The sequence below is a fragment of the Clostridium sp. genome, from assembly GCF_036660475.1.
Lineage (GTDB): Bacteria > Bacillota > Clostridia > Clostridiales > Clostridiaceae > Clostridium_J.
The window spans coordinates 558,782-583,398 of the sequence record NZ_JAVXAO010000001.1 but is presented as its reverse complement, the minus strand read 5'-3'; the positions used below and the strand labels follow the sequence as shown (position 1 = coordinate 583,398).

At 32.2% G+C, this 24,617-nt stretch carries 27 protein-coding genes and 1 riboswitch; of the genes, 23 read left to right on the top strand and 4 right to left on the bottom strand.

Going from position 1 to position 24,617, the window contains the following annotated elements; translation table 11 throughout:
- The first annotated feature begins 128 nt into the window (after positions 1-128).
- Positions 129-301: riboswitch (cobalamin riboswitch) on the top strand.
- A gap of 145 nt (positions 302-446) precedes the next feature.
- The 14 genes from RSA29_RS02495 to RSA29_RS02430 all read left to right on the top strand — a co-directional run bounded on the left by RSA29_RS02495 (position 447) and on the right by RSA29_RS02430 (position 11,890).
- A complete protein-coding gene (locus RSA29_RS02495; RefSeq protein WP_346941511.1) occupies positions 447-1,277 on the top strand; it encodes a sirohydrochlorin cobaltochelatase in 831 nt (276 codons plus the stop codon).
- A gap of 11 nt (positions 1,278-1,288) precedes the next feature.
- Positions 1,289-2,614 (top strand): cobyrinate a,c-diamide synthase, encoded by a 1,326-nt coding sequence (locus RSA29_RS02490; RefSeq protein WP_346941512.1) that lies wholly within the window; start codon positions 1,289-1,291, stop codon positions 2,612-2,614.
- A gap of 35 nt (positions 2,615-2,649) precedes the next feature.
- A complete protein-coding gene (locus tag RSA29_RS02485) occupies positions 2,650-3,276 on the top strand; it encodes a precorrin-8X methylmutase (RefSeq protein WP_346941513.1) in 627 nt (208 codons plus the stop codon).
- A gap of 15 nt (positions 3,277-3,291) precedes the next feature.
- Positions 3,292-4,371 carry a cobalt-precorrin-5B (C(1))-methyltransferase CbiD gene (cbiD, locus tag RSA29_RS02480; protein WP_346941514.1) on the top strand — a complete coding sequence of 360 codons (1,080 nt, stop codon included), beginning with the start codon at positions 3,292-3,294 and terminating at the stop codon, positions 4,369-4,371.
- Positions 4,372-4,413: 42 nt separating this feature from the next.
- Positions 4,414-5,019, top strand: a complete 606-nt coding sequence (cbiE, locus tag RSA29_RS02475) for a precorrin-6y C5,15-methyltransferase (decarboxylating) subunit CbiE (RefSeq protein ID WP_346941515.1) — start codon at positions 4,414-4,416, stop codon at positions 5,017-5,019.
- A gap of 1 nt (position 5,020) precedes the next feature.
- The gene (gene cbiT, locus RSA29_RS02470) at positions 5,021-5,581 is read left to right on the top strand and encodes a precorrin-6Y C5,15-methyltransferase (decarboxylating) subunit CbiT (RefSeq protein WP_346941516.1); all 561 of its coding nucleotides are present in this window, start codon (positions 5,021-5,023) and stop codon (positions 5,579-5,581) included.
- A gap of 37 nt (positions 5,582-5,618) precedes the next feature.
- On the top strand, positions 5,619-6,284 hold the full coding sequence (locus RSA29_RS02465; protein WP_346941517.1) for a cobalt-factor II C(20)-methyltransferase: 666 nt from the start codon (positions 5,619-5,621) through the stop codon (positions 6,282-6,284).
- Between the two features lie 26 nt (positions 6,285-6,310).
- Positions 6,311-7,063 (top strand): precorrin-4 C(11)-methyltransferase, encoded by a 753-nt coding sequence (gene cobM, locus RSA29_RS02460; RefSeq protein WP_346941518.1) that lies wholly within the window; start codon positions 6,311-6,313, stop codon positions 7,061-7,063.
- A 95-nt stretch (positions 7,064-7,158) separates the two neighbouring features.
- On the top strand, positions 7,159-8,151 hold the full coding sequence (cbiG, locus tag RSA29_RS02455) for a cobalt-precorrin 5A hydrolase (RefSeq protein WP_346941519.1): 993 nt from the start codon (positions 7,159-7,161) through the stop codon (positions 8,149-8,151).
- A gap of 138 nt (positions 8,152-8,289) precedes the next feature.
- Complete coding sequence (gene cobJ / locus RSA29_RS02450) at positions 8,290-9,012, top strand: precorrin-3B C(17)-methyltransferase (protein ID WP_346941520.1); 723 nt, start codon at positions 8,290-8,292, stop codon at positions 9,010-9,012.
- Positions 9,013-9,131: 119 nt separating this feature from the next.
- Positions 9,132-9,908 carry a cobalt-precorrin-6A reductase gene (locus RSA29_RS02445; protein WP_346941521.1) on the top strand — a complete coding sequence of 259 codons (777 nt, stop codon included), beginning with the start codon at positions 9,132-9,134 and terminating at the stop codon, positions 9,906-9,908.
- Positions 9,909-10,160: 252 nt separating this feature from the next.
- The gene (locus tag RSA29_RS02440) at positions 10,161-10,883 is read left to right on the top strand and encodes an energy-coupling factor ABC transporter permease (protein ID WP_346941950.1); all 723 of its coding nucleotides are present in this window, start codon (positions 10,161-10,163) and stop codon (positions 10,881-10,883) included.
- A 1-nt stretch (position 10,884) separates the two neighbouring features.
- The gene (locus tag RSA29_RS02435; protein WP_346934251.1) at positions 10,885-11,178 is read left to right on the top strand and encodes an energy-coupling factor ABC transporter substrate-binding protein; all 294 of its coding nucleotides are present in this window, start codon (positions 10,885-10,887) and stop codon (positions 11,176-11,178) included.
- A 4-nt stretch (positions 11,179-11,182) separates the two neighbouring features.
- Positions 11,183-11,890, top strand: coding sequence for a CbiQ family ECF transporter T component (locus RSA29_RS02430; protein WP_346941522.1), 708 nt, complete (start codon positions 11,183-11,185; stop codon positions 11,888-11,890).
- A gap of 79 nt (positions 11,891-11,969) precedes the next feature.
- Here RSA29_RS02430 and RSA29_RS02425 read toward each other — a convergent pair whose 3' ends face one another.
- From RSA29_RS02425 to RSA29_RS02415, 3 genes are all read right to left on the bottom strand, one after another.
- A complete protein-coding gene (locus RSA29_RS02425) occupies positions 11,970-14,591 on the bottom strand; it encodes a cation-translocating P-type ATPase (RefSeq protein WP_346941523.1) in 2,622 nt (873 codons plus the stop codon).
- A 20-nt stretch (positions 14,592-14,611) separates the two neighbouring features.
- Positions 14,612-15,226, bottom strand: a complete 615-nt coding sequence (locus RSA29_RS02420; protein ID WP_346941524.1) for a DedA family protein — start codon at positions 15,224-15,226, stop codon at positions 14,612-14,614.
- 284 nt (positions 15,227-15,510) lie between these two features.
- Positions 15,511-16,668: an aminotransferase class V-fold PLP-dependent enzyme gene (locus tag RSA29_RS02415; protein WP_346941525.1), complete on the bottom strand. Its 1,158-nt coding sequence runs from the start codon at positions 16,666-16,668 to the stop codon at positions 15,511-15,513.
- A gap of 176 nt (positions 16,669-16,844) precedes the next feature.
- On the opposite strand from RSA29_RS02415, the gene yedE reads away from it, so the two are divergent.
- From yedE to RSA29_RS02400, 3 genes are read left to right on the top strand one after another with little or no spacing between them, the layout of a single operon-like run.
- Positions 16,845-17,948: a YedE family putative selenium transporter gene (gene yedE / locus RSA29_RS02410; RefSeq protein WP_346941526.1), complete on the top strand. Its 1,104-nt coding sequence runs from the start codon at positions 16,845-16,847 to the stop codon at positions 17,946-17,948.
- A complete protein-coding gene (locus tag RSA29_RS02405; RefSeq protein WP_346941951.1) occupies positions 17,932-18,147 on the top strand; it encodes a sulfurtransferase TusA family protein in 216 nt (71 codons plus the stop codon). The genes yedE and RSA29_RS02405 overlap by 17 nt, the downstream gene beginning before the upstream one ends.
- Before the next feature lies 1 nt (position 18,148).
- On the top strand, positions 18,149-18,385 hold the full coding sequence (locus tag RSA29_RS02400) for a DUF3343 domain-containing protein (RefSeq protein ID WP_346941527.1): 237 nt from the start codon (positions 18,149-18,151) through the stop codon (positions 18,383-18,385).
- Between the two features lie 108 nt (positions 18,386-18,493).
- On the opposite strand, the gene RSA29_RS02395 is transcribed toward RSA29_RS02400, so the two are convergent.
- Positions 18,494-18,712 carry a PF20097 family protein gene (locus tag RSA29_RS02395; RefSeq protein ID WP_346933075.1) on the bottom strand — a complete coding sequence of 73 codons (219 nt, stop codon included), beginning with the start codon at positions 18,710-18,712 and terminating at the stop codon, positions 18,494-18,496.
- A 258-nt stretch (positions 18,713-18,970) separates the two neighbouring features.
- On the opposite strand from RSA29_RS02395, the gene modA reads away from it, so the two are divergent.
- The 6 genes from modA to RSA29_RS02365 all read left to right on the top strand — a co-directional run bounded on the left by modA (position 18,971) and on the right by RSA29_RS02365 (position 24,603).
- Positions 18,971-19,747 (top strand): molybdate ABC transporter substrate-binding protein, encoded by a 777-nt coding sequence (gene modA, locus RSA29_RS02390; RefSeq protein ID WP_346941528.1) that lies wholly within the window; start codon positions 18,971-18,973, stop codon positions 19,745-19,747.
- A gap of 24 nt (positions 19,748-19,771) precedes the next feature.
- The gene (modB, locus tag RSA29_RS02385) at positions 19,772-20,428 is read left to right on the top strand and encodes a molybdate ABC transporter permease subunit (protein WP_346941952.1); all 657 of its coding nucleotides are present in this window, start codon (positions 19,772-19,774) and stop codon (positions 20,426-20,428) included.
- Between the two features lie 100 nt (positions 20,429-20,528).
- Complete coding sequence (locus RSA29_RS02380; RefSeq protein WP_346941529.1) at positions 20,529-21,509, top strand: NAD(P)/FAD-dependent oxidoreductase; 981 nt, start codon at positions 20,529-20,531, stop codon at positions 21,507-21,509.
- Complete coding sequence (gene queG / locus RSA29_RS02375; RefSeq protein ID WP_346941530.1) at positions 21,499-22,476, top strand: tRNA epoxyqueuosine(34) reductase QueG; 978 nt, start codon at positions 21,499-21,501, stop codon at positions 22,474-22,476. Before RSA29_RS02380 ends, queG begins: the two co-directional genes overlap by 11 nt.
- Positions 22,477-22,533: 57 nt before the next feature.
- Positions 22,534-23,232 carry a lysophospholipid acyltransferase family protein gene (locus RSA29_RS02370; RefSeq protein ID WP_346933079.1) on the top strand — a complete coding sequence of 233 codons (699 nt, stop codon included), beginning with the start codon at positions 22,534-22,536 and terminating at the stop codon, positions 23,230-23,232.
- A gap of 177 nt (positions 23,233-23,409) precedes the next feature.
- Positions 23,410-24,603, top strand: coding sequence for a glycine C-acetyltransferase (locus RSA29_RS02365; protein WP_346941531.1), 1,194 nt, complete (start codon positions 23,410-23,412; stop codon positions 24,601-24,603).
- Positions 24,604-24,617 lie beyond the last annotated feature (14 nt).

Below are 24,617 nucleotides of genomic sequence, written 5' to 3'. Positions count from 1 at the left end.
ATAGGTATAGGGTATAAATAATATAGCATTTTTATAAATGTCAAGGTAATTATGTTGAATTAAGCTTTTGTATAAGGTATAATGAAAACAACTTGCGGAAAGCGTGAGTTAAAAAGATTAATTATAACTGAATATATAAAGTTTTGGGTACATTATGTTTAATAGGGAAAGTGGTTAAAGTCCACTACAGCCCCCGCTACTGTATACGGAGACGAATCTCATAAACCACTGGAATAATTCTGGGAAGGTGAGATAAGGATGACCGTGAGTCAGGAGACCTGCCTAAAACAAATTAGTGACACTTCGGAGGGAAGAGAATCGACATATTAATTTATATTTGCAGTGCAAATTGTAAATATATGTATTTAGATTGGATTTTAACCTCTACCGTTTGGTGGAGGTTTTATTTTTGTAGTATTTTATTAAGGCGTGCGGAGGGTATTAGAATGAAAAAAGCTATATTGGTAGTAAGTTTTGGAACTACATATAAAGATACATTAAAATTAACCATAGAGAAGATAGAAAATGAGATAAAGGAAACATTTAAGGATTATTATGTTAAGAGAGCATTTACGGCACATATGATAATTAAGAAAATTAAAAATAGGGATGGAATAATAGTCCCAACTCCAGAGGAAGCTTTAGAAGAGCTATATAGGGAGGGATATGAAGAGATTATTGTTCAACCACTTCATATTATTCCAGGTGAAGAATTCCAATATGTTAGATTTGTGGTAGATAGATTTAAAGCAAGTAATAAATTTAAGTCTATAAAGTTAGGAAGGCCGGCTCTTCACTTTCAAGGTGGAGAAGAAACACCTAATGATTATGAAATTTTTGTAGATGCCATAAAGGATATTATACCGGCAGATAAAACTATGGTGTTCATGGGGCATGGAAGTAATCATCCTGCAAACTCTGCATTTGTAGCACTTCAAAGTATATTTAGATATATGGATCATAACAATGTATATTTAGGGACTGTAGAAGGGTACCCAACTATAGACATGATAATTGATATGCTTAAAAAGGATAAAATAAATGAAGTTAAGCTTGCACCATTAATGCTTGTGGCAGGAGATCATGCTACTAATGATATGGCTTCAGATGAGGAAGATTCGTGGAAAACTGTCCTTGAAGAAGCTGGTATAAACGTAGAGATTTATCTTCATGGATTAGGGGAGATTAAAGCATTTAGAGATATTTATGTAAACCATGTAAAGGATGTAGTGGATAATAAATATTTACACTTAGGGGATACAAAAAAAGCAAAATAAAGGAGTTAATTATGAAAAGTATAATAATTTCTTCAAATAGTAGTGGTGGTGGAAAAACAACAATAACCTTAGCTCTTATGAAGACTCTTATTAATAGAGGATTTAAGGTTCAGGGTTATAAGGTTGGACCAGATTATATAGATCCAGCTTTTCATAGAGAAATAACTGGAGTGGCATCGAGAAATCTAGACCTGTTTTTAATGGGAGAAGATGGCATTAAAGAAAGTTATTTAAGAGGTACAGGTGAATTTGGTGTTATTGAAGGTGTTATGGGACTGTATGATGGAAAGGGAATAGATACTAAGTTTTCCACAGCCCATTTGTCTAAAACATTAAAGCTTCCAGTAGTACTTGTATTATCACCAAAGGCTCAGTCAGCTACGCTTTGTGCTGAGATAGAAGGCATAAGGAACTATGAGGATGTCAATATTGTAGGTGTTATATTAAATAATATAAGTGCTAGCTATTATAAATTGCTTAAAACAGCTATTGAAGTTAACTGTAAGGGGATCAAAGTTTTTGGATATATACCTAAGGATGAAAGATTAACTTTAAAAAGTAGACATTTAGGTCTTGTACAAAGCAGTGAAGTTGATGATTTATCAACTAAAATAGAGTTGTGCAGTAGTCTTGTAGAAGAGTATATAGATGTGGATGAACTTATTAAAGAGTTTAAGGAAACGGAAGTTGATCATTCAGAAGAACATGGAAAGTTTCATGTTGAAAATAAGGATATTAAAATTGCAGTAGCTTACGATAAAGCTTTTAGTTTTTATTATAAAGAGAATATTGAGCTTTTACAGGAATCGGGAAACATAGTATACTTTAGTCCTTTAAAAGATAAGGAGCTGCCTAGGAATATAGACTTTATATATATAGGTGGTGGATATCCTGAAGTGTTTAAAGAAGAATTATCTAGGAATAAATCCATGCTAGAAAGCATTAATTCAGCACTAGAAAGTGGAGTTAGATGCTATGCAGAGTGTGGAGGGCTTATGTACCTCACAGAAAGTATAGATGGCTACAAAATGGTAGGCTTTTTTAAAGGGACGTCATATATGACAGGGAAACTTAACAACTTTGGATATGCTACTATAAATGTAGTAGAGGAAAATAAAATGGTTCAAAAGGGTGTCGAGATAAATTGCCATGAGTTTCATAAATCATTGGTTGATTTAAAGGATACTAAAGTGTATGAACTAAAAAAACAGATGTATGATGGGAATATTAAGACATGGAAATGTGGGTATGTAAAAAATAATACCCTAGGTGCCTATGGACATGTGCATTTCTTTTCAAATGTTGAATTTTTACAGAGTCTAATTTATGAATTGTAAATTATCAATTATGAATTAAAAAATTGGAGGTAATTATGGATTATATAAAAGTACCAATGGATATAGAGAAAAAAAGTTTTGAAATCATAGGAGAGGAAATGGGAGACCACAACTTCAATGATAGAGAACTTTCAATAATAAAGAGGGTTATTCATACAACGGCAGATTTTGAATATAAGGATTTAGTTTATATGAGCGAAGGTTCTATTGAAGCTGCTCTAGAAATTCTTAAAAAAGGTACAACTATTTATACAGATACAAATATGGCTCTTTCTGGAATTAATAAAAAGGCATTAAAAGAATTAAACTGTAAGGTTGTATGCTATGTAGCGGAGCCAGAGGTAGCTGAGATTGCAAAGGAGAGAGGTATAACTCGTTCTATGGCAGCAGTTGAAAAAGCTGTAGCGGATGGAGTTGAATTCTTTGTATTTGGGAATGCTCCAACAGCTTTATTTAAGCTAAAAGAGATCATTGAAGCAGGAGAATCAAGATGTAAGTTTATAGTTGGGGCACCAATAGGATTTGTAGGAGCTGCAGAGTCAAAGGAAGAAATCGAAAAGGTAGAAAATATGCCAATGATGACGGTAAGAGGTAGAAAAGGTGGAAGTGCAGTAGCAGCAGCTATAGTTAATGCTCTTATGTACATGTTGATAGAAAGATAAAAAGAAGGTATTAAGATGCTGGACTTATATGTTAATAGTAATGGTAAGAAGTTAAGATGTGGATATACAACAGGTTCTTCAGCAGCTGCCGCCGCAAAAGCTGCGACTTATATGCTTTTTACAGGTGAAGAAGTTAGAGAGATAGAAATAAATACACCTAAAGGTATAGTGCTTAATTTAGTCATTGATGAAATAATTATAAAAGATAACTATGTAGAGTGCTCGGTAGTGAAAGACGGGGGAGACGATATTGATGCAACCCACGGTTTACGTATATGGGCAAGGGCAGAAAAAAGTGAAGAACGATATACTTTAAAAGGTGGAATTGGGGTAGGTGTGGTACAGGGTGAAGGACTCTATATTGAAAAGGGTGAAGCAGCTATAAACCCAGTACCTAGACTTATGATAGAGCAAGAGGTCTTAAGTGTGCTTCCAGAAGAAGCTGGAGTAACTATAACAATCTTCGTGCCTAGAGGTGAGGAAGTTGCAAAGAAGACTTTTAATCCAAGGCTCAATATAATTGGTGGTATATCAATTTTAGGAACCACAGGAATTGTATATCCAATGTCAGAGGAAGCAATTAAAGAGTCTATAAAAATTGAGATAACCCAAAAGGCCCTAAAGCATAATATTTTAGTGCTAGCCTTCGGAAATATGGGTGAAAAGGTAGCTGAGTCATTGGGGTATAATCTAGAACAAGTGGCTATAATATCAAACTTTGTTGGATTTGCAATAGAGTGTTGCGTGGCATGTGGAGTTAAAGAGGTTATCATAATAGGTCACATAGGAAAGATTTGCAAAATATCCGCTGGATGTTTCCATACCCATAGCAGAGTGTGTGATGTGAGGCTTGAAGTAATTGCACTAGAGCTTGCATTAGCAGGTGCACCACATGAGATAATTAGAAAGATATATGATGAAAAGACAACTGAAGGTGCTATTAAAGCTTTAAATGGAACATATGAAGAGATATATGACACCATTGTAGATAAGGTTAAGAGGCGAATGGAACTTTACAGCTATGGTGAGTTAAATTGTGATGTAGTAATGTATTGGGGAGCAACGAATCCTAAGGTGTTAGCTTCAACGATATAATTTAAAATTTAAAAAGTATACTTTGATTCAGGGGTGAAGTAGATGATATATATAGTGGGAATAGGTCCAGGAAGCCGTGATTATATACTTCCCAAAGCTATTAAGGTTTTAGATGATAGTGATGTTATAATAGGATTTTCAAGAGCATTAGAAAGTGTAAATTTTGTTGCGAAGAATAAAATTGCAGTTAAAGGTTTGGTGGAGATTTTAAAGGTTGTGGAAGAGAATAAGGATAAAAACATATCCATAATTGCCTCTGGGGATCCTTGTTTTTATGGGGTTACTGATTATATAAAGAGGAGTCTTAATGGTTATGAGATAGAAATAATACCTGGGATTAGTTCATTTCAATACTTAATGAGTAAAATCGGGAAGAGCTGGCATGGCAAATTTTTAGGTAGTGTCCATGGAAGAGAAGAGGACTTTTTAAACATCGTAAGAAGTAATAATACTTGCGTATTTTTAACAGATGGCAAGAATTCACCAAAGGTACTAGCAAAGAAATTATTTGATGAAAATATAGATTGTAGAATATGGGTAGGAGAAAATCTATCCTATGATGATGAAAAGATAACTACGGGAAATCCAGAAGAAATAATGTTACAAGACTTTTCATCCTTAAGTGTTTTTGTAGTGGAGGAAAATTAATATGAAGTATATAAAAGATGAAGAATTTATAAGAGGAAATTGTCCAATGACTAAGGAAGAAATTAGAATTCTAAGTATGGTAAGACTTAACTTAGAAGAGGATTCTACTCTTTTGGATGTGGGTACAGGAACAGGTTCTATAGCAGTTCAAGGAAGTAGAATTTGCACTAAAGGGAAAGTTGTAGCTATAGAAAAGGATGAAGATGCTTTAGAAGTAGCTTATAAAAACAAAGAGAAATTTCAGTGTGATAATCTTGAGATTATCCCAGGGGAAGCTATTGAAGTGTTAGATACTATTACTGATAAATTTAATAGTATCTTTGTTGGCGGTAGCGGCGGAAATTTAGAGGATATAATTAAGAAATGTAGCAACATACTCGAAGACAACGGAACTATGGTGTTAACGTTTATAACTATAGATAATGTATATAAAGCAATGAGCACTTTAAAAGAATTAGGCATGAAGATAGCTTGTACTCAAATTGGAGTAAGCAAAACAAGAGGGCAAAGTTACATGTTATTTGGGTATAATCCAATATTTATTGTAGAAGCAGGGTTTTAGATTATAAATTATGAATTAATAGAAAGGCGTGAGTTAAATGGCAAAATTATACGGAGTTGGCGTAGGTCCTGGAGATAAAGAATTATTAACATTAAAGGCGGTTAAAACTATAGAGATGTGTGATGTAATAGTTGCACCAAGTGCAATGAAGGGCGGAACAAGTATTGCTCTTGGGATTGCAGAGGATTTCATAACTGCAGATAAAGAGGTTATGATAAAGCAATTTCCAATGGGTGGGGAAGATCAAGAAGAGAAGATATTTGAAGCATTTAAGGCTATAGAAGAGAAGCTTAAAGAAGGCAAGAATATTGCATTTTTAACTTTAGGAGATCCTTTTGTTTATAGCACATATATTTATTTACTTAAGTATATAGAGGAGCACGGTTTCGAGGTTGAAACAGTTCCTGGGATAACATCATTCTGTGCGAGTGCAAGTCTTGCACAAAAGCCACTTGTTATTGGGGATGAGCCACTACTAATTATGCCAGCATGTAGAGTAGCGGATATAAAAGATGAAAAATATGTGGTAATAATGAAGATTTATAAAAGAGAAGAAGAAGTATTGGACGTTCTTGATGCAAAAGGCTTTAACTATGTATATATAAAAAGAGCTGGTAGAGAAGGACAAGAAATTTTAAATAAAAGAGAAGATATATTAGATAACAAAGAATATATGTCACTTATTATTGCAAATAGAGAATAGTTCTAGATATGAAGGAGGAAATAAATATGGTTTATTTTATAGGAGCAGGTCCAGGAGATGCAGAGTTAATTACGGTTAAAGGTAGAAATACTTTAGAGAAGGCTGATGTTGTTATATATGCAGGTTCACTTGTAAGTAAAGAGCACATGACTTATTGCAAGGCAGGGTGTGAGATACATAACTCAGCATCTATGACTTTAGAACAGGTTATAGAGGTTATGAATAAGGCTGAAAAAGAGAACAAAATGGTAGTAAGACTTCATACTGGAGATCCAGCTATCTATGGTGCTATAAAAGAGCAAATGGATGAATTAGATAAATTAAATATAGAGTACAAGGTTATTCCAGGGGTAAGCTCATTTACTGCAGCAGCTTCAGTTATAAAGAAAGAGTTCACTCTTCCATCAGTAACTCAAACTGTAATATTAACAAGAGTAGAGGGAAGAACTCCAGTACCAGAAACAGAAGACTTAGAAAGACTTGCATCAATCGGTGCATCTATGGCGATTTTCCTTTCAATTAGCATGATTGAAAAAGTTGTAGCTAAACTTAGAAAAGGTTATGGAAGAAACGTAAATATAGCTGTTGTTGAAAGAGCTACATGGGAAGATGAAAGAGCAATAATAGGAACTCTTGATGATATAGCAGAAAAAGTAAAAGAAGCAGGAATTACAAAATGTGCTCAAATATTAGTTGGAGATTTTATTAACTGTGACTATGAGAAGAGTCTTTTATATGATAAAACCTTTACTCATATGTTCAGAGAAGGTCAAAAGTAGTTAGAAAGCTTCTTAAAGAAATAAATAAATTAGTATGTTCGAATTACTATTTATTTTTAGATGCTAATGAACTATTTTGAGAAAGTAGGAGAGTTATGAAATTAGCAGCAGTGTCTGTAACAAGACAAGGAGACAACATTGCCAAAAAGCTAAAGGAAACTTTTGAGCTAGAGATTTACTCTAGTTATAATAATAAAGAATTTAAGCTAAAGACTGTAAGTGAAAAGCTTATGGGAACTGTAGATGGAATAATATTTATTTCATCTACGGGTATAGCTGTAAGAGGCATAGCACCTTTCTTGAAAGGAAAAGATAAGGATCCAGCAGTAGTGGTAGTGGACTGTGAGGGTAGATTTGTTATAAGTTTAGCAGGTGGACATTTAGGTGGAGCAAATGAGCTTACACTAAAGGTTGCAGAAATTTTGGAAGCGACTCCGGTAATAACTACTGCCACAGATAGTATGGGGATTGATGCTCCAGACATGATTGCAAAGGATAATAATCTTATAATACATGATATGAAAATAGCTAAGGATGTGGCTGCAAAGCTAGTAGATAGTGCTAAGGTAGCGTTCTTAGATGAAGATAATAAAATAAAAATGCCAAAAGGTTATGTAAATGTAGCAAATGATATTAAGGGCATAGTTACTGTATCAAATAAGATACATGTGGATAATGTTCCACGTATAGAATGGCTTAGTCACTTAAGATTAATAAGAAAAAATATAATATTAGGCATGGGATGTAGAAAAGATGTGGATAACATTAAAGTTCAGAAATTTGTTGTGGATACTTTAAAGAAACACAATATAGATTTAAGAGCTATAAAAACAATATCTACAGTTGAAGTTAAGAAAGATGAAAAAGCATTAATTGCATTAAGTGAGTTTTTGGGATGTGCTATGGAAATACATTCATTAGATGAGATAAAGAGTGTGGAGCATAAGTATAAAGGTAGTGACTTTGTGCAAAAATCTATTGGGGTTAGAGCTGTATGTGAGCCTTGTGTAGAACTAGGTGGAGGGACACTTCTAACTGAAAAGTTAAGTTTTGAAGGCATAACTCTTTGTATTGGGAAATTAATTTAAAGAGAGTATTAAGTATAAATAAATGATATATGTTCTAATCTGTATTTAATAAGATTTTAAAACAGATGGATATAAAATCAAGAGTAACTATAAAAATAAGTAGCAACAAGGTTTGCAATTAAATGGAGGAAAGAAAAAATGGGAAAATTATATGTAGTAGGAATAGGTCCAGGTGGACTTGATCATATGACAATCAAAGCAGTAAAAGCTATAGAGGAAAGTGATATCGTAGTAGGATATACAAAATATATAGAAATGATAAAGCCACTTTTAGATGGTAAAAAAGTTTATTCTACAGGAATGATGGGTGAGGAAGCTAGATGTGCAGAAGCTTTAAGACTTACTAACGAAGGTACGGTAGCTGTTGTAAGTACAGGAGATGCTGGAATATATGGTATGGCTGGATTAATTCTTGAAATGAAAAAAGATGAGGAAGTTGAAGTTATACCAGGAGTTACTGCATCGTCTTCAGCAGGTTCAATAGTTGGAGCACCTCTAATGCACGATAACTGTAACATAAGTTTAAGTGATTTAATGACTCCTTACGAAGATATTAAGAAAAGAGTACAACTTGCAGCAGAAGGAGATTTTATAATTTCTCTTTACAATCCAAAGAGTAATGGTAGACCACATTACTTAAGAGAAGCTTTAGATATAATTAAGAAATATAGAAAAGATGATACGCCAGTAGCTACAGTTAAGCATGCCCTAAGAGAAGGTCAAGAAGCTAAGGTTTGGACTTTAGGAGAATTTGATGATTCAGCAGTTGATATGATGACTATAGTAATTGTAGGAAATACAAAGAGTTATATTAAAGATGGATTATTCATAACTCCAAGAGGATATAAAGTAGGCAAATAATATAACCTATATCATAAAAATATAGGTGAAGGTAGGCATCTGAAAATAAATAACAAGTCAAATATCTGAGAGTGCTGACTTAGTTGCTTTGTGAAGATGCCTTAGGGAGGAGAATTACAATGATAGGCTTAATAGTAGGAACATCAGAAGGGAAGGTAATTCTTTCCCATCTTAATAAACATACGGATAATATTGTAGTGTCAACAGCTACCACTTATGGAGGAGAGCTTTTAAATAACTATAGATATAAGGTGTTAAATGATAAACCGTTAGCGTATTTAGAATTAAAAGCATTATTTGAAAACAATGGAGTAAATGTCCTTGTAGATGCATCACATCCTTATGCTGTAGAAATAAGTGCTATAGCTATGAGAATAGCTAAAGAGCTTAATATAGAGTATTTAAGGTATGAAAGAAAGAGCACTTTAGATACATTTCCAAAGAATGATTTAATAGTAGAAGTACCAAACTATGAAGATTTAGGCGAGATCCTGGGATCTGTAGATGGATGTATTTTAAATACAACTGGAAGCAGAAATATAGGTAAAATACTAGATTTGAATGTTGAGAATAGAATAGTTCACAGAGTATTACCTTCATTAAAGGTAATGGAAGAAGTATTTGACCTTGGAGTTAAGGTAGAAGATCTTATCTTCATTAAAGGGCCAATAAGTTACGAACTAAATAAAGCCTTTATCAAAGAATATAATGGTAAGGCATTACTTACAAAGGATAGTGGACCTCAAGGGGGAACTTATGAAAAAATAAAAGCTGCGATAGACCTTGGAATTAAGGTTATAGTAGTAGAACGAAAAATTATGGAGTATGGGGAAGTCTTCAATAATGAAGATGAGTTATGTGACTATATCTGTAGTAATAAACAATATTTAAGTTAACATTTCTGGATATGATAGCTATGAATGCTCGGGTAAAGGTGGGGGCAAAGGCTGTCTAAATAATGATGAGATATTAATATAAATAAAAATTATATATTTAAGTGCACATTAAGTATATAGGGGAATTATAAAGTTTATTAAATTACAGTTAGTATATATTATTTAAATATGAGCATTGCTAGCGGCATGATATTTAAATTAACAAGTTTTAGATTTAAATATGGGGGGAGAATTATGAAAAAGTCATTTGTATTGAAAAAATCATTTATATTTGTCTGGGCATTAGCATTATTATTCACAATTCCACAAGCGGCATATGGTATGCATATTGCAGAAGGTTTTTTACCTATAGGATGGGCTGCATTTTATTTTGTAGCATGTATTCCATTTGTAGCTTTAGGAATTAGAGATATTAGGATAAAGACATTAAATAAGAAAGATTTAAAAATGCTTTTAGCATTAATTGGGGCATTTGCTTTTGTATTATCTGCAATGAAACTACCATCAGTTACAGGAAGTTCATCACATCCAACAGGAACAGGTCTTGGAGCTATGATTTTTGGACCTTTTGTTATGTCCGTGGTTTCAATAGTAGTACTTTTATTCCAATCACTATTCCTTGCCCATGGAGGATTAACAACATTGGGAGCTAATGTGTTATCAATGGGTATAGCAGGACCTTTAGCAGCTTTTGGAGTTTATAAATTACTTAAGAATAAAAATAAAAAAGCAGCAATATTCCTAGGAGCAATGATAGGGGATTTAGCAACCTATTTAGTTACATCAATTCAACTAGGACTAGCATTTCCGGCTACTACAGGTGGATTTGTGGCTTCATTTGGTAAGTTTGTATCAATATTTGCCATAACACAGATACCACTTGCTATAGTAGAAGGAATAATAACTGTTATGATATTTGATTTTATAGAAAAACACGCCTCAGAAGAATTATTAGAGATTGGAGAGGTGAAATAATATGAAAAAGAATATAGGATTAATATTATTATGTGTTGCTATAGTTTTGGGATCATTATTCATTGGAAGAAATGGTGAGTTTAATGGTGCAGATGGGGAAATAGAAGTTAAAATTCAAGAAATAAACGGTGATTATGAGCCATGGGCAGAACCTTTATGGGAACCGCCATCAGGTGAAATTGAAAGCTTTCTTTTCTGTTTACAGGCAGCAATTGGAGCTGGATTTATAGGGTACTATATTGGACTTAAAAAAGGTTCTAAAAAAAATAATCAGCAGTTAAAAGGAAACAGTTAAAAGGATGTTAAAAACAATATTAGCGTATTCAAAGCTAAGTAAGCTAACTAATATTCATCCAATAGAAAAAATCCTTTTATGTATACTACCAATAATAGCACTTAGTTTTAGTACTAAGTGCTACCCATTGGTAGTAAATATAATATTTTTTCTTGGACTTCATATTGTTTATAAAAATCCATTACATGTGGTAAAACATTTTGTAGAAGCAACCTTTATATTTGCATTAATTTCATCAATAACTTTTGTATTTGACTATGGATGGTATAGTACATTAATTCTTATCTTAAAGTCAGTATCAGGTGGTATTACAGTGAGTTTTTTAACACTTACAACGCCAACGGATCATATTTTCTACTTAGGGTCTAAAGTTAGCTTTCTTAAGGATATTTCTGATATAGGAAAGTCTATGGAAAGATTTTTAATACTTATAGACGATGAATTTCACATGCTACGAAAAGCAATGATTTGTAGAGGTGGATTTAATGGATTTAAGGCTAAAGTAAAAGATTCCGGAGTTATTGCTTCACTACTTTTCGTAAATACCTTGAATAGGTGGAAAGATATTAAAAATGGAATCAATAGTAGATGCTATAAGGGAAATATATATTATAGGTATGAAGAATTTGATTTGTCATATAAAAGAATAGTGCTAATAATAGGATATATTATGTGTCTTATTATTCTTGTAAGTATATCTAAGGTAAGATAGTTATTTAGATATACTTTTTTATATTTTATAAAATATAAAACCTCCACTGAGTATTAATTCAGTGGAGGTTTTTCTAAAATTAAATTGAAGTTTTTTTATTGTTAACTGTGTCGATAATTACCTTAGTAATTTGGATAATTACTGTTGGTAAGAATGATAGAAGATATATATATCCTACTTGAGAACCAGTTAAAGTAGCTACTTCGAATAAGTTTTGTAGGAATGGTACGAATAGTACTGAGTTCAAGAATACTAATCCTAAACCAAATGCCATCCAGCTATATCTATTAGAGAATATTCCTATAGTAAATATAGAATTCTTACCTCTGCAATTAAAGCCGTGGAATAGTCTAGATAGACATAATGTAGCAAATGCCATAGTTGAACCTACAGCAGGATTAACCTTTAGACCTATGTAGAAGGATGTTAGTGTAAAGATAGCGATAACTAACCCTTCAAGACCGACTTCTATCATAAAGTCTTTTGAAAGTAATGAAGAACGACTATCACGAGGCTTATCTTTTAATAAGTTATGACGAGACTTCTCCATACCTATTGCTATTGCTGGTAAGCTATCTGTAAGTAAGTTTATAAATAGTAGGTGTACAGCTGCAAATGGCATTGGTAGAGCCATTAATGTGGCATATAGCACAGCAATGATACCAGAGGTATTACCAGATAGAAGAAATTTAATGGAGTTTTGTATATTATTATAAATATTTCTTCCATTAGCTACAGCTTTAACTATGGTAGCAAAGTTATCATCCGTAAGAATTACTGATGCAGCATCCTTTGAAACCTCAGTACCTGTAATACCCATAGCAATTCCAATGTTTGATTGCTTAAGTGCAGGGGCATCGTTAACTCCATCACCTGTCATGGCAACTATTTGACCTTTTTCTTGCCATGCGTTAACTATTCTTATTTTATGCTCAGGTGAGACTCTGGCATAAACAGATATATTTTCTATATTATTTTTAAGTTCTTCATCAGACATTTTATCGAGTTCTAAACCTTCGATAGCTAAATCACCAGTTCTTAGTATTCCGATTTGCTTTGCAATGGCAGAAGCAGTTATTTTATGGTCACCAGTAATCATTATTGGTTTTATACCAGCAGTGATACAGTCAGCAACAGCAGTAGCTGATTCTTCTCTTGGTGGGTCTATCATTGAGATTAATCCAATAAAAGTATAGTTATCTTCATCTTCGATAACGAGGTTCTTTTCAGTGTCAAATTCTCTATAGGCAAAAGCTAGAACTCTTAATCCGTTTTCAGATAAATTTTTGTTTGTTTCAATTATATTTTCTTTATCTTTAGCCGAAATTTCTCTTACACCTTCAGAGGTTTTAATATATTTAACTCTATCTAAAAGCACATCGAAGGCACCTTTAGTGAACATTAGGTACTTATTATCAAAGTGGTGAAGAGTACTCATAAGCTTTCGATCAGAATCAAAAGGTAATTCACTTATTCTTTTAAAGTTCGTTCTAACTGAGAGTTCGTCCAAAGAAAACTTATGACTTAAATTAACAAGAGCAACTTCAGTTGGATCACCAATTTCTTTTCCAGCAGAAGATGTAGAGTCATTACAAAGTATAGAGCTATTAAGTAAATAGTTTTCTGGGGAATTGTTTAGGTTTAAGGATTCACCATCAATTAACTTATTATCTACATAAACTTTTTTTGTTGTCATTTTATTTTGAGTTAGAGTACCAGTTTTATCAGAACAGATAATGGATACAGATCCTAACCCTTCAACTGCTTTAAGTTTTTTAATAATAGCATTTTGCTTAGCCATTTTTTGTGTTCCTAGGGCAAGAACTATTGTAACAATAGAGCTTAAAGCCTCAGGAATAGCGGCTACAGCTAGGGCAACTGCAAACATTAAGGAATCAAGCATTGGAGTTCCTCTATATAGGCTAAGTCCAAATACAAGGACACAAACGCCAAGAATAGCTATTGCAAGTTTTTTACTAAAGTCATCTAAATTAGTTTGAAGTGGAGTTTTCTTTTCTTGGGTTTCATCCATTAGATGGGCTATCTTTCCTATTTCTGTGCCCATACCAGTATTCGTTACAACAACTAACGCTCTACCGTAGGTTACAAGGGAGCCTGAGAATACCATGTTTTTTTGATCACCTAGAGCAAGTTCATTTTTTATTATAATATCACTAGTTTTAGTAACACTTTCTGATTCTCCAGTTAGAGAGCTTTCATTTACCTGTAGAGAGAAGTTTTCAATAATCCTTCCATCTGCGGCAACTAAATCTCCGGACTCTAAAACTAATATATCGCCAGGGACAACTTCATTGGAATTTAATTCAACCTTTACACCATTTCTAAATATCTTAGCAGAGGGTGAGGATAGTGCTTTTAAGCTAGCTAATGATTGCTCAGCTTTAAAGTGTTGTATGGTTCCAAGTAATGCATTAAGAATAATAACAGAAAATATAACTAAAGTACTTTCGACATTACCTGTCATCATAGATATAACGGCAGCAGCTATTAGGATGCATACTAATAAGTCTTTAAATTGACTTATAAATACTTCGATAACACCTTTCTTTTTCTTTTCAGAAAGTTGGTTATAACCATACTTACTTAAGTTTTCTTTTGTTTGGGTATCATTCAAACCTTCTTTAGAAACATTAAAGTTTTTTAATACTTCCGTAGATGATTTAGAAAAAAATTTATCCATAGTTTTTCCTCCTAAAGTTTTTAACACTTCTTTTTTCTTTTGATTAGTTTATATAATACTATTAATATTACTAAGATTAACAGCGTTATAGCTACAATTGAGTAATTTGATAAGATTTTTTTTATGAGATCTGTATTTTCGCCGAGATAATAACCTAGAGAGATAAGTATTGTATTCCAAATTACTATGCCTCCAAAGGAATATAAAATAAATTGGGAGTATCTCATTTTTACAGCGCCTACAGCCAATGAAATATAGGTTCTAGTCAAAGGAAATAATCTAGTTATAAAAACGGCAGTCTTACCATACTTTGCTATAAATGTGTCTAGTTTGTCAAAACTTCGTTTTGCTCCAGAGGATTTATTGCATAGCCAATTAATGATAGGCGAACCTCCGAAGTAGCCAATAAGGTAACAAATTGTTGAACCGATTAAGCCAGCTAGAGTACTAATTACAATAACTCCTGGAAAGCTGAAATTTCCACTAGAAGCTAAAAATCCGATGAAGGGAAGTAATACTTCACTTGGTAATGGGAGACAAGCATATTCTAAAACAACTGCTAGAAATACACCAGTATAACCAAAACTTTGTATAGTAGTAATTACTAAATTTAGAAAATCATTTAATACATCCATAATACACCTCAATATAAAAATTTGTCATAGCAATATATTTTTTACATATATTGCTATGAAATATACATAAAAAGAGACCCTTAATATAATTTTTATCTAAAAACTATATTAAAAGTCTTGTAACCCAAAAGGCAATAACACCAGGTTTTAAAACCGTTGTTGTTGATGTTATATTTATTACTACTCCCTTTTAATAAGAACTATCTTATCTTTATATGAATTATAGATTAATATAAGGATAATTACAATGATAATTAGGTTAAGAATTTGTTAAATTAGTAAAATCAAAAATAACTTGATAAAATTTCTTTTATAGATTCGATAGCATAAATAACATCATCTTCCGTGTTGAAAGCTCCAAAGCTAAATCTTACAGTTCCATCAGGAAAAGTTCCTAATGTTTTATGGGCAGATGGAGCACAGTGAAGTCCACATCTTACAGAAATTCCATAATTTTTTGAAAGTTTATATGCTACTTCACCATTGTCAATATTTAAGAAATCTATGGATACTACGGAAGTTTTATTTTTAGCATACAAGCTCCCGATAATATTTAAACCCTTAATATCTTGAAGTTTGTCTAAAAATATTTGGGTAAGAAAACATTCATGAGCACGTATGTTTTCAACGCCAGTTTCTTTCAGAAATTTAAGGCTAGCATTTAATCCAAAAATTCCAGGAATATTTAAAGTTCCACCTTCGAATTTATCGGGCATATACTCTGGTTGGATTTCGTATTCAGAAAGACTTCCTGTACCGCCTTCTATAAGTGGAGAAGTTACCTTAGCTAGAGCATCACTTATTAAAAAACCACCAATACCTTGAGGTCCTAGAAGACTTTTATGACCTGTAAAACATAATATATCTATATTCATTTTTTTCATATCGATTGGCAAAAATCCAGCTGTCTGTGCTGTATCTACAATAAAATGTAAGTTATGATTTCTGCAAAAGCTTCCTATTTCATCTAAGGGTAGAATGGTTCCACACACATTAGAACTATGGGTCATTATTATAGCCTTAGTATTATGCTGTATGTACTTATGTATATCAGCTGCATTAAGATTACCATCCTTATCACAGGGTACTATAGAGTATTTTACACCCTTGTTTTTTAGAGAATTAAGAGGTCTCATAACTGCATTATGTTCCATGGATGAAACAATGACATGATCATTTCTCTTTAGAAGTCCCTTTAACACTACATTTAAGCTCTCGGTAATGTTTCTAGTGAAAATCACATTTTCAGGTTTGGAGAAATTAAATAGTTCGCATAAAAGTTCACGAGTTTCGTATATTGTATTTTCAGCATCAAAAGAGCTGTCATAACTACCACGATTAACGTTTCCACCAATACCAACTATATAATTGGTCATAGATTCTATTACTTCCGTGGGTTTTGGAAAAGAGGTTGCACCATTATCTAAATATACTTTTTTCATAATTAGCCTCCTTATATATAAATTCACCATACTATATTTTTAAAGCGAAATATTCATTTGAATAACAAATAGATGTAGTAATATGTATTTGAAATTAAAATTTAATAAATATAGCAACATATGGTAAACTGGACGTGTAATTAAATATTAACAAATATGTAGGGGGTAGTAAAGAGATGAGGGAGAAAAGAGGTATCATTTTTGCTGGTGGAATTATTGGATTAATGTCTGTACTTCTAGTTTACTTTGGAAATCCTAAAAATATGGGAGCTTGTATAGCTTGTTTTTTAAGAGATACAGCAGGCGCAGTAGGATTACATAGAGCAGAAGTTGTTCAATATATTAGACCAGAAGTTATAGGAATTATTTTAGGAGCATTTATAATAGCAATATTTACAAAGGAGTTTAAGGTTAAGGGTGGTTCATCACCATTCCTAAGATTTATTCTTGGAGCTATAGTTATGATAGGAGCGTTAGTATTCCTTGGATGTCCACTTAGAATGGTGCTAAGGATTGCAGGTGGAGATTTAAATGCAGTTATAGGGTTACTTGGATTTGCTGCAGGGATATTCATAGGAATTCAATTTTTAAATAGAGGATTTAGTTTAAAAAGAAACTATACTCAAACGATGGTAGAAGGATATGCTATGCCGGTTATAGCAGTAATGTTATTAGTATTACTTATATCTGCACCAGCATTTATATTTTTCAGTGAAAAAGGTCCAGGTTCTATGCATGCTCCAATATGGATGGCGTTAGGGGCAGGGCTTATTATCGGGATTGTATCTCAAAAAACTAGACTTTGTATGGTTGGAGGAATTAGAGATGCAATAATGTTTAAAGATACTTATTTAATGTGGGGATTTATATCTATATTTGTAGTTACATTAATAGGTAATATAATATTAGGGCCAGAATTCTTTAAGCTAGGGTTCAAAGGTCAACCTATAGCTCACAATGATGCTGTATGGAATTTCATGGGGATGGTTGTTGCAGGATGGGGGTCAGTCCTTTTAGGGGGATGTCCATTAAGACAATTAGTATTATCGGGAGAAGGAAATGCAGATTCAGCTATAACTGTAATGGGAATGGTGGTAGGAGCAGCATTTGCACATAACTTTGGACTTGCATCATCAGGAGAAGGTCCTACTGGAAATGGTAAAATCGCTGTAGTTATTGGAATAGTAATTTTACTTGGAGTTTCATATTTATGTGTTAACAAGGCATTTAGTATAGGTAAGAATAAAACAGAAAGTAAGGATGGTGTTTCTATTGGTTAAAATAGATGCAAGAGGTATGAGTTGTCCTCAACCAGTATTAATGGCTAAAAAAGCATTAGGGGAAAATAAGGATGGATTTGAAATACTAGTTGATAATAATGTAGCTAAAGAAAATGTTTCAAGATTCATTAAGAATGCTGGATTTAAGGTAATAGTAAAAGAAGTGGGTGAAGATTTCTCAGTAGAGGCGAAAAAATAGTATGCAGTATATTGTTGTTTTCTTTACGCACTCAGGAGCAATAAAGTATCATAGGTACTTAAACTCAGTTGGAATAAGTAGTGAAACTATGCCGATACCAAGAAAGCTTAGTTCCAATTGTGGAATTGGAGTTATGTTTACTATAGATAAGGACATAAATGACATGATAACAGAGGATGTTGAAAAGATTTTTAAAGTAGAAGGAAATAATCATATTGCCGTGTATGAGTGTGATTAATTATTATCTTTAAAGGGAAAAAGAACTCATCTCTAGAATGAATATAGTAGTATAGATATGGAGTTGATAGTTTAATATGACTATCAACTCCATATAATTTTTTGTAGGTTAAATATCAATAATTATTTTTTTGCATTTGATACAACTGTGAGCCAAATGGGTAGTGTTACCGAAAATAGCTGCCTCAGCTAAAATTATACAATCCGTTCCCATAAATTTTGATAAGAGACTTCGCTTATGGTAGGAATCAGACCATAATAAACCACCTCGTCCATCACATTCAATATTACCTATATCCATTTCATTGTTACAATACGGGCATTTCATAATTTAATCAGCTCCTTTTAATATGGATATATTAAACCATAAGATAATTAGAATTATATTACTGCTTAAATTCATTATACATATAATTCTTTATTATATAAATAATTATTGTAAAAAAAGGAAATATATAAGTTGAGTATAATATATATATATCTAATTTAATTTGTACATTTATTTTTCAAAAAAATCCATTAGGGGTTTTATCCTTATTTTTAAATTTTAAATTAGAGTATATATTTTAGAGTTGGAGGAGATTAGTTGAAAAAATTAAAATATTTAATGGTTATATTGTTAATAGGTATTGTTCTTACCGGGTGCGACAGGGTAGACAGTGATAAAAATAATAAAAAACAAGAAATTATAATTTCTGCTGCAGCAAGTCTTGAGGAAGTTATGAAAGATATAAAGACCGTTTATGAGAAAGATAATAATATTATTTTAACTTTTAACTTCGGAGCTTCAGGGTCACTGCAAAAGCAAATAGAAGAGGGAGCATCAGTAGATATATTTATATCAGCGGGAGAAAAGCAATTCAAAGCCCTTGAGGAAAAAAACTTAATAGTAGAAGGTAGCAAAAAGACTATAGTAGAAAATGAACTTGTGCTTATAGTGAACAATGAATATAAGGATAAGATAACAGATATAAATGATTTAGAGAAATTAGAAGGGTATATAGCGTTAGGCGAAGCTGGATCAGTTCCAGTAGGACAATATGCAGAGGAAGCTTTGAATTATTACAATCAATGGGACAAGATTCAAGATAAAATAGTTTATGCTAAAGATGTTAAGCAAGTTGTAAGCTATGTTGAGAGTGGAGATGCTGTTTGTGGGATAATTTATAAATCAGATGCAATGCATATAAAAGAATCATCAATAGTTGTTACTTTTGATAACTCAAGTCATAAGACTATAATATATCCAGGTGGATTAATAGGAGCATCTAAAGAAAAAGATGAAAGTGTTAAATTTCTTGATTTCTTAGGTAGTAATGAGGGTAAAGAAATATTAAAACAATATGGTTTTAAACTGGATTAATAAGGTGGTTTTGATATGAAGAATGTGATATTAAGTCCAGTTATTATTTCCTTAAAAGTAGCACTGGTAGCTACTATAATAGTATTTATATTAGGGATTGCTTTAGCATTTATATTTACTCGATATAATTTTAAGGGAAAAGCTTTTTTAGAGACTCTTATACTTTTGCCTATGTGTTTACCACCTACTGTTGTTGGTTATGGATTATTGCTTTTTATAGGGAAAAATGGATTGGGAGGAAAAATAACTACGGCTTTGTTTGGGAATACTTTAGTATTTACATGGTTAGGCGCGGCTATTGGGGGAGCAATTGTTGCACTCCCCCTTATGTATCAAAGTACTAAGGCTGCATTTTTAGACATAGACATAGCATATATAGAATCTGCAAAGTCCCTTGGAGCTAAGGATAGTAGCATATTTTATTACATAATAATACCCCTTGCGATTGAGGGAATTGTTAGCGGTGTCATACTATCATTTACAAGGGCTTTAGGTGAATTTGGTGCAACACTTATGGTTGCTGGAAACATACCAGGGAAAACACAAACAATACCTATAGCTATATATTTTGCAGTAGAAAGTGGAAATAAACTTCAAGCAAATATACTTATGGCTATAGTTGTTATATTTAGTTTTAGTGTAGTATTTTTTTTGAATAGAGGGATAAGGCTCAGAAGATAATGATAAATAGTTAAAAAAATAGTATAATTAGTTGTAAAAAGCATTAGGCTAAAAGATATTTGATGTATTAGCTATTAGATAATGTTTTAGGAGGTTTTTTATGAAAGTTTTTGATTTAGTAGTCATAGGAGCAGGTGTAAGTGGTCTTACAGCGGCTATAGAAGCTAAAATTAGAGGTGCTCAGGATGTAATAATAATTGAAAGAGAAGAAGAACCAGGGGGAGCAATAAATTGTTGTGTTCATACAGGGTTTTATTATAAAAATATAAAAGAAAATCTAACTATACCAGAATTAATTTCTAAATTGATTAAAGAGGCTCAAAGCTTAGGCATAATTATTAAGTGCGAAACTACGGTTTTGGAAATTGAAAAAAGTAAAAATGTTACTTTAGTTAATAGTGATGAAGGGATAACTACAATAGAGGGAAAAGTAATAATACTTGCCATGGGTTCAAGAGAAATACCATTTGGATATAAAAACATATTAGGATATGGTAAAGAGGGCATAACAACAGCTTATTCAACACTGAGATATATTAATAAAAAGGGTGTAATGCCTGGAAAAAAATGTATCATACTAGGCTCTGATGATATAGGTGTATTAGCAGCCAAAACCTTAATATTAGAAGGGGCTACAGTAAATAGTATGATTGAAACTAATAATAAAGTGAGAGCTATAAATGAGCAATCTAGTTATTATATACAGGACTTTAATATTCCAGTTTTATTCAAACATAGAGTAGTTAAGATATATGGTACATCTAGAGTAAGCGGAGTTGACATTGTACACATAGATGATGATTACAATGTGATTGAGGGGACTTGTAAATATATGGAGTGCGACACCCTAGTTTTATGTATGAATTTAAAACCTGATACCGTAATAGCAAAAAAAATGGGAATACAGATAAATGACGAAAATAGCGGAATCATTGCCTCAGAGTATATGGAGACTTCTATACCAGGAATTTTTGCTTGCGGCACAGTAATTACTGGATATAATTCAGTTGAAAATGTAATGAATCAGGGAAGAATTGCAGGAAAGTATGCTATAGAATATTGGAGAGAACATGGATGCTAAGGAAAAGATAATAAAATTTACTAAAGAGCTTGGTATAGATATTATTGGATTTACGGAGTGTAGAAGATTTGAAGAGCTAGAAGATTTTTTTAGGTATCGTGAAGAAAATAAACTTTTCAATGAATTTGAGGAGCAGGACATAGAGAAGAAGCTTAATCCAAAGCTTTTAATGACAGATGGAGAAACCATAATATCTATTGCATTTCCATACTATCATGGAGAAGGCGATAGTGAACATGGATTTTCATTATATACTAAGGGGACTGATTATCATAAGGTACTCAAAGGGTATTTGAAAAAAATATGTGAGTTTATAGAAACTATAGGTGGCAGGGCTGAAAGTTTTGTAGATAGCAATCCTTTACCAGAGAGATATATAGCTGCTAAGAGTGGAATCGGATTTATAGGTAAAAATAACACATTAATTACAGAAAAGTATGGTTCATATGTATTTTTGGGGGAAATAATTACAAATCTTAAATTAAAGGTTGATGAACCTAAGGGGTATGGATGTATGGGCTGTAATTTGTGTGTGAAAAAATGTCCAACAAATGTTATAATAGATGATGTGAAAAGCTTTAATTCAAGCTGCTGTGTTTCTTATTTAACACAGAAAAAGCATTTAGAATTAATTGAATTACCTATGATTGAGGGAAACATATTTGGGTGTGATGCGTGTCAGAAGATATGTCCACACAATAAAGATATAGATATATCATGGATACAAGAGTTTATTCCTATGAAATATATGAAAGAAGTTGACTTGTTAAGCCTTATAAAGCTAGATAATAAAGGGTTTAAGGAGATATATTCAAATCACTCTTGTGGGTGGAGAGGTAAGAATTTATTAATAAGAAATGGACTTATTAATTATTATTTCATGTATAATGATGATAAAGATGAAATTAAAGAGGTGATTAAATCACCTTATATAAAAGAATACTATGACATGTTATTTAAACAATAAATTTAAGTAAACTAAAGGATGATTATTAATGCGTTTAGTTTTAGAAGGGAGAGTTATATGAAAAAGGAAATGTTAATGAAAATAGTAGATAAACTACCGAAAAATCTTTCAGCAAAATTAGTAAGGAATTATGTTAAATCAGCTATAAAAAAATATGCAAATCTAAAAGTTGAAGGGTATGATAAAATTAAGGATATAAATGGTCCTATAATATTTATTTGCAACCATTTAAGTAATGCAGATGGACTTATACTTAATGAAGTACTTAAAGAAAAGGATCCTACATTTATAGCCGGAGTAAAACTTTCCGACAATGACTTTACGAAAAATGGATTTAAATTTGTTAAAACTATATCAATAAAACCTAACTCAGCGGATAAGGAAGCAATAAGTAAGATAATACAAAGACTTAAGGCTGGAGAAAATATAATGATGTTCCCAGAAGGAACAAGAAGCAGAACAGGAAAAATGATAGAGGGTAAAAAAGGCCTTTTACTTATAGCCAAGTTATCGAAGGCAAATATCGTTCCCATTGGGATTACTGGAACAGAGGATTTTTTGCCAATAAATGATAAGGATATGGGAGAAGAAAATTTTAAGTCAGCAAAAGTAACAGTGAAATTTGGAGACGTAATTTCAATGCCATCAAAATTTAAAGACGAAGATAAAAATGATTATAATGATAGAGCTATGACTGAGGTAATGAAATCTATAGCAGCACTTTTGCCAGAAGATTATAGAGGGCTATATAAGTAAGTTAAACATGTGTCATGTTAGTTTATGGTATAAAAAAGAAATTTTTTTAAGTAAAAGGATGTAAATGTCATTGAAAAAGATGTTATTTTGGAGTATAAATAAACTAACATACATTATAAATATTCATTTGTATGTTGTTAATTTAAATTAATATATAATTAAGGTGGAGGTAATCATATGGGAAGTAAATCATTAGAAAATTTTCTTAAAGTGAATTTAGAGGACCTTAAAAGCAAGGGACTTTATAATGAAATCAATGTTATTACGGGGCAAAATGGACCAATCATTGAAGTGGATGGAAAGAAACTTGTGAACCTTTCTTCAAATAACTATTTAGGACTTGCTACAGATAAAAGAATGATAGAAGCTTCATTAAAAGCTACTGAAAAATATGGGGTAGGAGCAGGTGCTGTTAGAACAATCAATGGAACTCTTGACATACATATAGAACTTGAGAAGAGATTAGCAGAGTTTAAACACACTGAATCTGCAATAGCTTTCCAATCAGGATTCAACTGTAATATGGCAGCAATATCTGCTGTAATGAATAAAAAAGATGCAATACTTTCAGATTCATTAAACCATGCATCAATCATTGATGGATGTAGATTATCAGGAGCTAAAATCATAAGAGTTGAGCACTCTGATATGGAAGATTTAAGAAATAAAGCAAAAGAAGCTAAAGAGTCTGGATTATATGAAAAAATAATGGTAATTACAGATGGAGTATTCTCAATGGATGGAGATATTGCAAAACTTCCTGAGATTGTAGAAATTGCAGAAGAATTTGACTTAATAACTTATGTTGATGATGCTCACGGTTCAGGAGTACTTGGTAAAGGTGCTGGAACAGTTCATCACTTTGGACTATCACATAAAATAGATTTCCAAATAGGAACACTTTCTAAAGCTATCGGTGTAGTTGGAGGATATGTTGCAGGAACTAGTGATCTTATCGACTGGTTAAAAGTTAGAGGTAGACCATTCCTATTCTCAACTTCATTAACTCCAGCATCAGCAGGGGCTTGTATTGAAGCTGTAAGAATATTAACAGAGAGTACTGAACTTCATGATAAAGTATGGGAGAATGGAAACTATCTTAAAAAAGGATTACAGGAATTAGGATTTGATATTGGACATAGTGAAACTCCAATAACTCCATGTATAATAGGTGATGCTGCAAAAGCACAAGAATTTAGTAGAAGACTATTTGAAGAGGGTGTATATGCTAAATCAATAGTATTCCCAACAGTTCCACTAGGGACAGCAAGAGTTAGAAATATGCCATCAGCAGCACATACAAAAGAAATGTTAGATGAAGCTATTGCTAAATATGCAAAAGTTGGAAGAGATATGGGGTTAATAAAATAGATAAGATAAATAGA

Bases quoted from the DNA above. Each gene is read 5' to 3' on its own strand.
- queG (WP_346941530.1), top strand. From the start codon at position 21,499: ATGGATGCTAAGGAAAAGATAATAAAATTTACTAAAGAGCTTGGTATA.
- cbiG (WP_346941519.1), top strand. From the start codon at position 7,159: ATGAAATTAGCAGCAGTGTCTGTAACAAGACAAGGAGACAACATTGCC.
- RSA29_RS02420 (WP_346941524.1), bottom strand. From the start codon at position 15,226: ATGGATGTATTAAATGATTTTCTAAATTTAGTAATTACTACTATACAA.
- RSA29_RS02465 (WP_346941517.1), top strand. From the start codon at position 5,619: ATGGCAAAATTATACGGAGTTGGCGTAGGTCCTGGAGATAAAGAATTA.
- RSA29_RS02490 (WP_346941512.1), top strand. From the start codon at position 1,289: ATGAAAAGTATAATAATTTCTTCAAATAGTAGTGGTGGTGGAAAAACA.
- RSA29_RS02415 (WP_346941525.1), bottom strand. From the start codon at position 16,668: ATGAAAAAAGTATATTTAGATAATGGTGCAACCTCTTTTCCAAAACCC.
- cbiE (WP_346941515.1), top strand. From the start codon at position 4,414: ATGATATATATAGTGGGAATAGGTCCAGGAAGCCGTGATTATATACTT.
- RSA29_RS02365 (WP_346941531.1), top strand. From the start codon at position 23,410: ATGGGAAGTAAATCATTAGAAAATTTTCTTAAAGTGAATTTAGAGGAC.
- RSA29_RS02430 (WP_346941522.1), top strand. From the start codon at position 11,183: ATGTTAAAAACAATATTAGCGTATTCAAAGCTAAGTAAGCTAACTAAT.
- cobJ (WP_346941520.1), top strand. From the start codon at position 8,290: ATGGGAAAATTATATGTAGTAGGAATAGGTCCAGGTGGACTTGATCAT.
- yedE (WP_346941526.1), top strand. From the start codon at position 16,845: ATGAGGGAGAAAAGAGGTATCATTTTTGCTGGTGGAATTATTGGATTA.
- RSA29_RS02395 (WP_346933075.1), bottom strand. From the start codon at position 18,712: ATGAAATGCCCGTATTGTAACAATGAAATGGATATAGGTAATATTGAA.
- cbiD (WP_346941514.1), top strand. From the start codon at position 3,292: ATGCTGGACTTATATGTTAATAGTAATGGTAAGAAGTTAAGATGTGGA.
- RSA29_RS02400 (WP_346941527.1), top strand. From the start codon at position 18,149: ATGCAGTATATTGTTGTTTTCTTTACGCACTCAGGAGCAATAAAGTAT.
- RSA29_RS02435 (WP_346934251.1), top strand. From the start codon at position 10,885: ATGAAAAAGAATATAGGATTAATATTATTATGTGTTGCTATAGTTTTG.
- cobM (WP_346941518.1), top strand. From the start codon at position 6,311: ATGGTTTATTTTATAGGAGCAGGTCCAGGAGATGCAGAGTTAATTACG.
- RSA29_RS02425 (WP_346941523.1), bottom strand. From the start codon at position 14,591: ATGGATAAATTTTTTTCTAAATCATCTACGGAAGTATTAAAAAACTTT.
- RSA29_RS02370 (WP_346933079.1), top strand. From the start codon at position 22,534: ATGAAAAAGGAAATGTTAATGAAAATAGTAGATAAACTACCGAAAAAT.
- cbiT (WP_346941516.1), top strand. From the start codon at position 5,021: ATGAAGTATATAAAAGATGAAGAATTTATAAGAGGAAATTGTCCAATG.
- RSA29_RS02495 (WP_346941511.1), top strand. From the start codon at position 447: ATGAAAAAAGCTATATTGGTAGTAAGTTTTGGAACTACATATAAAGAT.
- RSA29_RS02380 (WP_346941529.1), top strand. From the start codon at position 20,529: ATGAAAGTTTTTGATTTAGTAGTCATAGGAGCAGGTGTAAGTGGTCTT.
- RSA29_RS02485 (WP_346941513.1), top strand. From the start codon at position 2,650: ATGGATTATATAAAAGTACCAATGGATATAGAGAAAAAAAGTTTTGAA.
- RSA29_RS02445 (WP_346941521.1), top strand. From the start codon at position 9,132: ATGATAGGCTTAATAGTAGGAACATCAGAAGGGAAGGTAATTCTTTCC.